The 7,675-nt window shown below is 71.9% G+C and carries 7 protein-coding genes and 1 pseudogene; 2 read left to right on the plus strand and 6 right to left on the minus strand.

Annotation, left to right across the window (positions count from 1 at the left end; all coding sequences use genetic code 11):
* Positions 1 to 28: 28 nt before the first annotated feature.
* The 4 genes from HYE82_RS07865 to HYE82_RS07880 all read right to left on the minus strand — a co-directional run bounded on the left by HYE82_RS07865 (position 29) and on the right by HYE82_RS07880 (position 2,903).
* Positions 29 to 505 carry a copper chaperone PCu(A)C gene (locus HYE82_RS07865; RefSeq protein ID WP_179173221.1) on the minus strand — a complete coding sequence of 159 codons (477 nt, stop codon included), beginning with the start codon at positions 503 to 505 and terminating at the stop codon, positions 29 to 31.
* The gene (locus tag HYE82_RS07870) at positions 502 to 1,155 is read right to left on the minus strand and encodes an SCO family protein (RefSeq protein ID WP_179173222.1); all 654 of its coding nucleotides are present in this window, start codon (positions 1,153 to 1,155) and stop codon (positions 502 to 504) included. The genes HYE82_RS07865 and HYE82_RS07870 overlap by 4 nt, the downstream gene beginning before the upstream one ends.
* Before the next feature lie 109 nt (positions 1,156 to 1,264).
* On the minus strand, positions 1,265 to 1,984 hold the full coding sequence (locus HYE82_RS07875) for a YcnI family protein (RefSeq protein WP_179173223.1): 720 nt from the start codon (positions 1,982 to 1,984) through the stop codon (positions 1,265 to 1,267).
* Between the two features lie 109 nt (positions 1,985 to 2,093).
* Positions 2,094 to 2,903 carry a hypothetical protein gene (locus HYE82_RS07880; protein WP_179173224.1) on the minus strand — a complete coding sequence of 270 codons (810 nt, stop codon included), beginning with the start codon at positions 2,901 to 2,903 and terminating at the stop codon, positions 2,094 to 2,096.
* A 200-nt stretch (positions 2,904 to 3,103) separates the two neighbouring features.
* On the opposite strand from HYE82_RS07880, the gene HYE82_RS07885 reads away from it, so the two are divergent.
* Positions 3,104 to 3,595, plus strand: coding sequence for an ATP-binding protein (locus tag HYE82_RS07885; RefSeq protein ID WP_179173225.1), 492 nt, complete (start codon positions 3,104 to 3,106; stop codon positions 3,593 to 3,595).
* A gap of 150 nt (positions 3,596 to 3,745) precedes the next feature.
* On the opposite strand, the gene HYE82_RS07890 is transcribed toward HYE82_RS07885, so the two are convergent.
* A complete protein-coding gene (locus HYE82_RS07890) occupies positions 3,746 to 5,212 on the minus strand; it encodes an aminopeptidase P family protein (RefSeq protein ID WP_179173226.1) in 1,467 nt (488 codons plus the stop codon).
* A gap of 96 nt (positions 5,213 to 5,308) precedes the next feature.
* Entirely contained in the window at positions 5,309 to 6,952 is a 1,644-nt protein-coding gene (locus tag HYE82_RS07895) for a PP2C family protein-serine/threonine phosphatase (RefSeq protein ID WP_179173227.1), read from the minus strand.
* A 407-nt stretch (positions 6,953 to 7,359) separates the two neighbouring features.
* On the opposite strand from HYE82_RS07895, the pseudogene HYE82_RS37220 reads away from it, so the two are divergent.
* Positions 7,360 to 7,675, plus strand: a pseudogene (locus HYE82_RS37220) (hypothetical protein); the annotation flags it as partial.

Below are 7,675 nucleotides of genomic sequence, written 5' to 3' on the forward strand. Positions count from 1 at the left end.
CGTGTCTGTCCCTCGGTCCGTCAGTGCGTCAGTGGGATGCGGTGTGCTGGGCCTGGTACGTCCGTTCCTTCACGTCCAGTTCGACCTTGACCGGGTCGGCCTTCTCGAAGCGCAGCTCGACGGTGACCTTGTCGCCGATCTTCGGCTTGTTCTTGAGCCCCATGAACATGATGTGGTTGCCGCCGCGCACCAGCTTGAGCTCACCGTTCGGCGGCACGTCCATGGACGGGACCTGCTGCATCTTCTGGTCCTTGGTCTCGTGGATCTGCATGTCGTCCGAGAGCTGGCTGGTGACTGCGGTGAGCTTGTCGGCGCTCTTGGAGTCGTTCTTGATGATCATGAAGGCGCCGGCCATCTTGTCGTTGACCGGTTCGGGCATGAAGGCGCCGCTGACCGTGATCTTCGGCTTCTCGGCGGCGTCCGAGTCGGAGGAGCAACCGGATATGGCCAGCGCTGCCGTCAGGGAGAGGGCGGCGGCGAGGGTGCGGGTCGTGCGGGTGGTCACGGGTTCTCTCCCTTGATGATCTTCGGCAGGTCCTTGGTGTAGGTGTCGACGGTCGTGTTCTCGCCGTAGAGGAGGTAGCCCTCGTTCGACTTGGGCGAGAACGCGATGACCTGGGCGCCGTGCATGGAGACGACGCTGCCGTCGGTCTCCTTCTTGGCGGGGTCGATGCCGATGCCGAGCTGCCGTGCGGCGGCCTGGATGGTGGCGAAGTCCCCGGTCAGTCCGATGAAGGACGGGTCCTGGGCCTTGAGCCACGCGCCGAGGGATTCGGGAGTGTCCCGTTCGGGGTCGGTGGTGACGAAGACGACGCGGAGGTTCTCCTGCTCGGCCTTCGGGAGCGCCTTCCTGGCGACGGCGATGTTGCTCATCGTCAGCGGGCACACGTCCGGGCAGTTGGTGTAGCCGAAGTAGATGAGGGTCGGCTTGCCCTGGGTCTGCTCGCGCAGGTTCCACGGCTTGCCGCCGGTGTCCGTGAGGACGAGCTCCGGCTTGTCGAAGGGGCGGTCGAGGACCGTTGCGGTCCCGGCCTTGGACTGGCCGGTGATCTGCGTGACCCCGTCGGTTCTTGCGGGGGTCTCACCGCGACAGGCGGTGAGGGTGAGCGCAGCCGCCGCCACGAGGGCGGCGACCGTCACACGTGTGGTGCGCATGGCGTGTTGTCCCTGGAATCGGGTGGGATGGTTGCTGACGTGCCGCCGGACGAGGGGTCCGGCCGCGCGGATGCTGTGGTGGTGCGGATACGCCCGGGAGGGTGTCGGGTCAGGAGGCGCGGCGGCGCGAGGAGATGCCGAACGCGACACCCGCGAGGCCGATGACGATGCCGGCGACGCCGAGGGCACGCGCGGTCGTGTCCGAGCCGCCGCTTCCGGCAGCGGCCCCGGTGTGGCCGTCCTGGGCGGAGTTGCCGGCGTCGCCGGACTTCTTGGCGTTGTCGTGGTGGGCGTCGGCGGCCTTGGCCGCGGTCAGCTTCAGGACGGGAGCCGGGGTCTGCGGCTCGGCCGCGCCGTCCTTGGGCTCCTCGATCCAGCGGACGACCTCGTTGTTGTCGTACGTCTGGATCGCTTTGAAGACCATCCGGTCGGCGTTCTCCGGCAGCTTGCCCACAGAGACGGGGAACTGCTGGAACTTCCCGGGCTCGATCTTGCCGCCGCTCCAGATGACCTTGGTGACGGCCTCGCTGATCTGCTTGCCGTGCACGGTGAGCGGCTTGTCGAGCTTGGTCTTCTCGACCGCCACGGTCCAGCCCGGGACGTCCTGCGGCATGACGGACGTCAGAGGCTGGTCGGCCGGGAAGTTGACCTCCAACTGTGTGGTCGAGGCGTTGTCGCGCTCGTTCGGCACCTTGAAGTTGAGGGTGGCGTAGCCGCCCTTCGCCGCTTCGCCCGGCTGCACGCTGACGTGGGCGAAGGCGGGGCCGGACAGGACGAGGACGGCGCCGGCGGCGAGGGCGGCGGCCAGGGAGACGCGTGAGGTCTGCATATGACGGAAACACTCCAAGGGCAGTGGTGACGGTGGCTCCGCGCGCGGACGCGCGCGGTCCGCGGCACCGCTGCCCAGGTGCTGGGTCTCCCGGGGTGAGGGTGCCGCGTCAGGCTGCGAGGGCGAGCGCCGTGGGCGGCCCGCGCCTGATCACCGTGTGCTGGAGTGCTTCCCGGCCGGTGGGCGCCGAGGGCTCGGAGGCGGTACGCGGGAGCTGCGGCCCGCCCGCGGAGGCCGGGGCGAGCCCCGTGCGGAGTGCCCGTACGAAGGCCAGCGCGGTGCGCAGCGGGCGTACCGGGCCGGCTTCGGCGGAGTTGCGGGACAGTTCGACGAGCCGGAACAGGGCTGCGTCGCCGCGCCCGAGGAGCCAGGCCGCGGCCAATGCGGCCAGCAGGTGGCCGGCGAACATGCCGGGGCCGAGCAGGCCGGTGGCCGGTTCGGCGGCGGCCTGGGCCAAGTGGGCGTGGCCGGCGTGGGCCTGCGCCTCGGCCTGGGCCGCGAGGGCGGCCGGGTCCAGCCCGGCGGCCTCCAGGATCCGCCGGGCGTCGGCCGGGGCAGGCGGGATGGAGTTGCCCCCGCACACCAGCTGTGCGGCAAGTTCCGCGAGCGAGGTGTCGGAGGCGCTGCGCGCCTCGGCGGCCGCAGCGCGGTGCTGGGCGAGGCCGAACACCGCGTGCAGTCCCAGCTGTACGGTGGCGAGCCCGGCGGCGAGGCCGGGCAGCGAGCGGCGCCGTCCCGCGAGCGGGGCGGCGACGGCGAACACGGCCGCGAAGGCGATGACGAGAGCCCACCAGGGCACGGTGGCGCAGGACGCCAGCGCGTGCCCGGCCGCGGACAGCACGACGCAGACCGCGGTGAACACCGCGGCCCGGATCAGCCGGAGGCCGACTCCGGCGGACGTCGCATGGGGGACAGTCATGGCCGGGTCATCATCGCACTGCGCCCCTGCCGCGCATACGGCAGGTCCGGAAGGTCGCGAGTGCCCGCTCTGCGCCCGTTCACCTCATGCGCCCGTCGCACCGCCATACACGGCGGCCCGGGCGTGCCGCATCGGCCGAATGAGGGCCATGCGGGCCGCCGTGTGCTTACGGTGTGCCGGGGGCGGCAATAGGTAACCGTATGAGCATCTGGTGGTCTCTCCAGTTGAGGCGCGAAGCCGCGAGCGTGCCGCTCGCCAGGCGACTGCTGCTGAGGACGATGGAGACCGCGGGGGTGGAGCCGGACATCTGCTTCGACCTGTCGGTGGCCCTGAGCGAGGCCTGCGCGAACGCGGTGGAGCACGGCGGTCCCGCGCGGGGCACCGGCCGCGACGGGGAGCCGGCCGCGGAGGCGTGCGGCGCCTACCGCGTCACGGCGTACCTGGACGGGGACTGCTGCCGCATCGAGGTGACCGACTCGGGGCCGGGATTCCCGGAGACCGCGGCACCCGCGGCGTTCCCGGAGGGGCCGGATCCGGCGTCTTCGGAGCGGGAGAGCGGCCGCGGCCTGTGGCTGATCGAGGAGCTTGCCGACCACGTCCGGTTCCGCAACCGGCCGGGAAGCGGCGCGGTGGTCAGCTTCGACAAGATCCTCAAGTGGCGCGAGGGGGCAGCCCTGCTCCAGGCGTCCTGATGTGCCGACGGGCGGGACCCCCGTGCGGGGTGCGTACGGGGAGCCCGCCCGTCCAGGGCGCGTGCGGCGCGGTCAGTCACCGGGACGGCGGACCGTCAGCGGATGGGGTCTGTCAGCAGGACAGTCGGCCGTCCTCGGGACAGCGGACCGTCAGCCCTTCAGGCGGGCCATCCAGGCCTCGACATCGGCCGAGGCGCGCGGCAGGCCGTCCGACAGGTTCCGGTTGCCGTCCTCGGTGACCAGGATGTCGTCTTCGATGCGGACGCCGATGCCCCGGTACTCCTCGGGCACGGTCAGGTCGTCGGCTTGGAAGTACAGGCCCGGCTCGACCGTCAGGCACATGCCCGGCTCCAGCGTGCCGTCGACGTACACCTCGGTGCGCGCGGCGGCGCAGTCGTGGACGTCCATGCCGAGCATGTGGCCGGTGCCGTGCAGGGTCCAGCGGCGCTGGAGGCCCAGCTCCAGGACCCGCTCGACCGGGCCTTCCAGCAGGCCCCACTCGACGAGCTTCTCGGCCATCACGTGCTGGGCGGCGTCGTGGAAGTCGCGGAACTTCGCGCCCGGCTTGACGGCGGCGATGCCGGCCTCCTGGGCCTCGTACACCGCGTCGTAGACCTTGCGCTGGATGTCGGTGTACGTGCCGCTGATCGGCAGCGTGCGGGTGACGTCGGCGGTGTAGAGGGAGTGGGTCTCCACCCCGGCGTCGAGCAGGAGCAGGTCGCCGGAGCGGACGGGGCCGTCGTTGCGGACCCAGTGGAGGGTGCAGGCATGCGGGCCGGCGGCGCAGATGGAGCCGTAGCCGACGTCGTTGCCCTCGACCCGGGCGCGCAGGAAGAAGGTGCCCTCGATGTAGCGCTCGGAGGTGGCCTCCGCCTTGTCGAGGACCTTCACTACGTCCTCGAAGCCGCGGACGGTGGAGTCGACGGCCTTCTGCAGCTCGCCGATCTCGAACTCGTCCTTCACCGCGCGGGCCTCGGAGAGGTGGACGCGCAGCTCCTCGTCGCGCTCGGCGGTGACCTTGTCGGTCAGGGCCTTCTCGATGACGGAGTCGTGGCCGCGCACGACGCGCACCGGGCCGGTGGCCTCGGCGAGGGTGTCGGGGAGCTCGCGCACGTCCCTGACCGGGATGCCCAGGCGCTGCTCGGCCTCGGCGAGGGAGTGGCGGCGGCCGACCCAGAGCTCGCCCTGGCCGGAGAGCCAGAACTCGCCGTTCTCGCGGTTGGAGCGGGGCAGCAGGTAGAGGGTCGCGGTGTGGCCGCTCTCCCCGGCCGGCTCCAGGACGAGGACGCCGTTCTCGGTCTGGTCGCCGGTGAGGTACGCGTACTCGGTCGCGGCGCGGAAGGGGTACTCGGTGTCGTTCGAGCGCGTCTTCAGCCGGCCGGCGGGCACGACGAGGCGGTCGCCGGGAAAGCGCGCGGACAGGTCTTCGCGGCGGGCCGCGGTGTGCGCGGCCTGGGCGATGGGCTCAAGGCCGTGGAGCTCGGTGTCGGCCCAGCCGGTGCGCATGTTCTCGGCGAGCTCGTCGCTGACGGCCGGGTACAGCCCGTTCTTGCGCTGCTTGTGCGTCTTCTTGGGCTGCTCTTCTTCCGGGGTCTCCGGGGTGAGCTCGTCAGCCACGTCTTCTCCTCAGCTACGACAGCTACGACAGGACCGGGTAGGGACCTCATCCATCGTATGTGCGAGGGGAAGACGCCCGGGGGCGACTGTGATAAATCAGGCAAAACGGGCGGCGAGCAGGACCAGGTCCTCCATCTCCTCCGGCTTGCGGGCTGCAAAGGCAGAGGCAGAGGCGGAGGCAGCGGCGGAGGTGGAGGCGGAGGGCGAAGAAGAGGATGCGGGGGCGGAGGGCGCGGCAGGGGCCGGGCCGCCCAGCGCCCGGTCCCCCTCGGGCAGCACCGCGCGCAGGATGTGGTCGCACAGCGCCGCCGGGTCGTCGCGGACGCTGCGCGGGGCTCCCGCCGCCGCGGCGTGCAGCCGGGTGTAGGCCCGGTCCATCGGGTCGCCGATGCGCCGGAGCAGCCCGTCGGTGTACAGCAGCACCGTTTCTCCAGGCGCGGGTTCGATCTCCACGCTCGGCGCCTCCCAGCAGGCCAGCATCCCGAGCGGCGCGGAGAGCGAGGTCTCCACGTAGTCCGTGCGCCGCGCCCCGACGACCAGCGGCGGGGTGTGCCCCGCACCTGCCAGGACGATCTTGCGCCGGGCGGGCTCGCAGTAGGCGAAGAGCGCGGTGGCGCAGCGCGCCGGCTCGGTCAGGCGCAGCAGCAGTTCGAGGTCGGACAGGACCGCGACCGGGTCCTCTCCCTCCATCACGGCGTACGCCCGCAGCGAGGCCCGCAGCCGGCCCATGGCGGCGACGGCGCTGGGACCGGACCCGGTGACGGAGCCGACGGCCAGGCCCAGGGCACCCTCGGGGAGCGGGAGCGCGTCGTACCAGTCGCCCCCGCCGCGCGGCCCGGTGAGGTGGCGGGCGGCGAGTTGGATGCCGGGGATCAGGGGGAGCCGGCTGGGCAGCAGTTCCTCTGCGACCGTGGCGAGGCGGCTGCGGGACCGTTCCACCTCCAGCATCCGGGCCAGGTGCTCGGCGGCGTGGCGGACGTACAGGCCGACGATGTCGCGCTGGCGGTCGCTCGGCTCGGCCTGCTCGTCGTACAGCCAGACGGCGGCGCCGAGCCGGCCGGTGGCCTCGGCGGTCAGCGGCAGGGCGTAGCTGGCGGCGTAGCCGAGCCGGGCGGCGACCTCGCGGTGCCGGGGGTCGACGGGGACTCCGTACCCGCCGGTGCCGGGGGCGGCGCCGGGCTCGGGGAGCACCTCGGAGCCGCCGTGTGCGTCGGGGAGTCCGTCGAGGATCCGGCCGTACGAGGTTGCGGCGCGCGGGACGGTCTCGATGTGCCCGAGGTCGGCGCGGCCGAGGCCGAGGCCGATCGTGGTCGTGGGGCCGAGTCCGTCGGAGGGTTCCAGGGCGATCAGGCCGCGGCGGGCGCCGACGAGGGCGGCTCCGGCGCGCAGGAACTCCTGGAGGGAGGATTCCAGATCGCTGGCGCGGGCGAGGCGCTCGGTGAGTTCGTGCAGGGTGGTCAGGTCGGAGACCATGCCCGCCAGGCGGTCCTGGACAAGGGTGCTCGGGGCGGGGACCGCGGGGGTCACGGGGGCAGCCAGGACGGGAGTGGATGCCGTAGTCTGCGGGACCGCTGCAACTGCTGGATCGATTCCAGCCACTTTAGGCAGATGCGGGGCGCTCATGGCGTCCGCCTTTCCACCTGGTGCGATTCGCCATATAGCATCGCAAACCCCCAGATCGTGCTGCGCCGCCATCAATGAATCCACATCTACACGCACACGAGGATCGATGTCCAGCATTGTCCGACTGGGAATCCTGGTGTCCGTGAGGCGGCAACTCACCGTCCGGTCAAGGCTAGAACTTGGCTGGAAAAAGCCGGAGGCGGACGGTTTTTGCGATCGACTGAGCAGGCGCCGAAGTGGCCTCGGGTACGTAGTCAGTGAAGCCCGGGGGCAGTTGGCGCAGCCCGGCAGCCGCCGGGAACCGCCCGGCAGGGGCCCGTCGTCCTTAGCGGCGGCAGTCGGTCTCGGTACCGGCGCGGGTCGCGTTCCGCCTCCGCCGGACGTTTCATGGACCCGTAAGAAAACTGCACGAACCGTGTGGGCCTTCTTCTGGCGGACAGTGGCGCGGAACGTGCACGTGTGGTGAAGCACCGCTTACATGGTGTGATGTGGCCCTCGGCGTTCAAGGAAAGGAACGAGCGCTCATGCGCGAGATCCTCGGAAGGCGTCTCCAGCGGCTCCGCAGCCGCCTGAAAACCCTCCGGCCCGCCCCGGCCCAGAGCGGCGACCAGGCATCTCCCGACCCGACGCTCCCTGACGCGACCGTCCCTGGCGCGGGGCACCCCGACCCGACGCTCCCCGGCCCGGCGTTCCGCGGAACGGCGCCCCACGGCACGGCACTGCGCGATGCGGCGGTGGCCTGCGCCGCCGGGCGACAGTGGCCCGTCCTGCCGGGCGTCGGCCGGTGCGCATCCGGTGCCGCCGACCGCTGTGCCTGCCCCGACCCCGACTGCCCCGTCC

Origin of the sequence: Streptomyces sp. BR123 (assembly GCF_013401435.1) — a bacterium.
GTDB lineage: Bacteria > Actinomycetota > Actinomycetes > Streptomycetales > Streptomycetaceae > Streptomyces.

What these genes read in the sequence shown, in the direction of transcription:
- HYE82_RS07870 (WP_179173222.1), bottom strand. Translation starts at nt 1,155, where the DNA reads ATGCGCACCACACGTGTGACGGTCGCCGCCCTCGTGGCGGCGGCTGCG.
- HYE82_RS07875 (WP_179173223.1), bottom strand. Translation starts at nt 1,984, where the DNA reads ATGCAGACCTCACGCGTCTCCCTGGCCGCCGCCCTCGCCGCCGGCGCC.
- HYE82_RS07880 (WP_179173224.1), bottom strand. Translation starts at nt 2,903, where the DNA reads ATGACTGTCCCCCATGCGACGTCCGCCGGAGTCGGCCTCCGGCTGATC.
- HYE82_RS07885 (WP_179173225.1), top strand. Translation starts at nt 3,104, where the DNA reads ATGAGCATCTGGTGGTCTCTCCAGTTGAGGCGCGAAGCCGCGAGCGTG.
- HYE82_RS07895 (WP_179173227.1), bottom strand. Translation starts at nt 6,952, where the DNA reads ATGCTGGACATCGATCCTCGTGTGCGTGTAGATGTGGATTCATTGATG.